This is a genomic window from Mesorhizobium sp. M7A.F.Ca.CA.004.04.2.1 (assembly GCF_004022825.1).
Lineage (GTDB): Bacteria > Pseudomonadota > Alphaproteobacteria > Rhizobiales > Rhizobiaceae > Mesorhizobium.
On sequence record NZ_RZPH01001055.1, the window covers coordinates 1 to 2,004 of the forward strand.

3 protein-coding genes are annotated in these 2,004 nt (G+C 56.2%); 1 reads left to right on the plus strand and 2 read right to left on the minus strand.

Translation table 11 applies throughout. The features are described from left to right. Together EN893_RS31175 and EN893_RS38790 are read right to left on the minus strand one after the other, a co-directional pair. The coding region (locus EN893_RS31175; protein WP_128362062.1) for an AAA family ATPase at positions 1 to 1,153 on the minus strand (1,153 nt) is incomplete at its 3' end. Between the two features lie 90 nt (positions 1,154 to 1,243). Then, entirely contained in the window at positions 1,244 to 1,585 is a 342-nt protein-coding gene (locus EN893_RS38790; RefSeq protein ID WP_236383438.1) for a hypothetical protein, read from the minus strand. Between the two features lie 79 nt (positions 1,586 to 1,664). On the opposite strand from EN893_RS38790, the gene EN893_RS38360 reads away from it, so the two are divergent. After that, positions 1,665 to 1,919 (plus strand): hypothetical protein, encoded by a 255-nt coding sequence (locus tag EN893_RS38360; RefSeq protein WP_164749064.1) that lies wholly within the window; start codon positions 1,665 to 1,667, stop codon positions 1,917 to 1,919. The last annotated feature ends 85 nt before the right edge of the window (positions 1,920 to 2,004 follow it).

Below are 2,004 nucleotides of genomic sequence, written 5' to 3' on the forward strand. Positions count from 1 at the left end.
CCGCAATTCTGCGCCCCACTGCAGGAAGCAGGAAGACATTCTCGATCTCTGAAACCGGTAGGACGGCGACGCCGAGCCGTGCCAGATTCGCAATTTCTGGCCCTGAATAGTCATCGGCGTCTACGATCCCGGAACAGGTCACTCGTGTAAGGTCCGCGTTAGCGCGCATTGTTACAACTGAATGAATTACTTCTTCGCATGAACCGCGCGGGATGACTGTCCACTCGGGATAGCAGCAGCGATATATGACGGTGTCGAGACTTGTGCTGCCGCCTTCGACGAAGAGAATCGGGCGACGGCTCCCAAGGATGAGCGTCGCAATCTGCTCATCGAAACCGGTTTCTTCTGGCACCGGTTCGATCACCCAACCGGTCTTGGGATTGTAGTCCCGGATCACAATCTTTTGGGCAACCCGTGACGCGGCAAATTCGAGGTCATGTGTAATGAAGATGAAGGCACAATCGGGGCGTGCAGCCTCCATCTCGTCCCATAGTTTGGCCATGATAGATCGATGAACGTGCAGCTCCGGCTCGTCAAAGATAAGGAGCGTGTCGGGATCGGCGGCGAGAACTTGACCAATCATGTAGAACACTGACCGCTCGCCATCGCTCATGTCCTTGGCGTTATATTCCGTCTGCGATCCTGTGATTTGAACACGGATGTCGTCGCCGGAGATAACAAGCCTGCGGTGAGGCAGTAGCCGCTGCCAGATGCCGGCCAACAGCTCAAACTTGGTCGGCTCTGCCGCACCTGCATCGCCGGCCCTGACTCTCTGGTGGGTCTGCAGCGTCTTGTTGGTCTGATCGGCAAAGAGGGCCTGCAGTAGCACGTCGAAATCATTGAGGAGTCCAGTCGCCATGTCGCCTCGCCAGCGGCTTCCAACACGATGCCCAAGGTTCGCATCCGTACGGGAATTTCCTGTTCGAAGGCCCAATTTCGCATTCCGCTCGGTGATCTTGGCTACAGCGGGATTTAGCGTCAGCGCCCTGTGCGCGGAAATACGGTGCGCCCGGAGTTGGAGCTGATTCTCTATCTCCACGGCGAGGCGCGTCTTGCCTCCACCGTTTGAGCCGACAAATATCAGGGAAGTGCCTGGCAGCATGGCGAAGGGAATTGAGCTGGTAGGACTTGGGATCGTGAAATTAAAAGGCATTGGTGATCAATCTCTTGATTATTTGACCCACCGTACAAGACGAAAGGACGCCGCGCCAAGTGATCAAGCCCAATGGACGCTTTGTGGCCCTCAGCCTTCATCCCGCCAGACAACTCGCCGTACCATCCTGATTTCTGCAAGCCGCGTAACCCTGATGCCCTGCCTTTCTCGGGCCGATGGATTTTGTGTTTCGGCATCCATGTACTCATTCTTGCCGCACCGCTTGCAACTCATTTTGCCTCCCACCAATTCCGCTTCAATGTCCCCGAAGATTTCCTTCAGATCACTCGGCAGATACCATCGTTTGACGTTGCACAGACCGCACCGGACCAGCACAAGCTGCCCAATCTCGTGGGCATTGCCAAGCTTCCATTCGCCGCCGCGCCTTCGTCTTCCACCAGTGTCAGCCATAGCCCCAAAATAGGAACTCATTCCTCGCTTGGTCAATCCGCTCTTGACATTTATGTTCTCTTTTTGTTCACTAACGATCGAGACATTAGGAGACGCTCACATGGACCACATTGTGACGCTGGACAGCCGACAAGAAGCCGCCCTTCAAGCCGTCGCCGACAAGTTCGTTGCCGTTCACAGGGGCGACGTGATGAAGGCGCTCAAGGAAATGATGGTCCTCAACGGTCGCCTTCAGGACCAGCTTGACGCGCGCTCTATGCCGCGCCGCGCAAGCCGCAAGGAGGGGAACGCAATGGCCCACACGATGCGCGTAGAGGCAGTAGCCCACAGCGGGAACTCGTCTAAAGCGAACTGATCTGGCAGCCAACTCAGGGCGCGGATGGAGAGGCGGGAAATTTGAGAGAACGGCCCCAGCAAACGTGCTATGAATGGATCTAGGC

Bases quoted from the DNA above. Each gene is read 5' to 3' on its own strand.
- EN893_RS38360 (WP_164749064.1), top strand. From the start codon at position 1,665: ATGGACCACATTGTGACGCTGGACAGCCGACAAGAAGCCGCCCTTCAA.
- EN893_RS38790 (WP_236383438.1), bottom strand. From the start codon at position 1,585: ATGAGTTCCTATTTTGGGGCTATGGCTGACACTGGTGGAAGACGAAGG.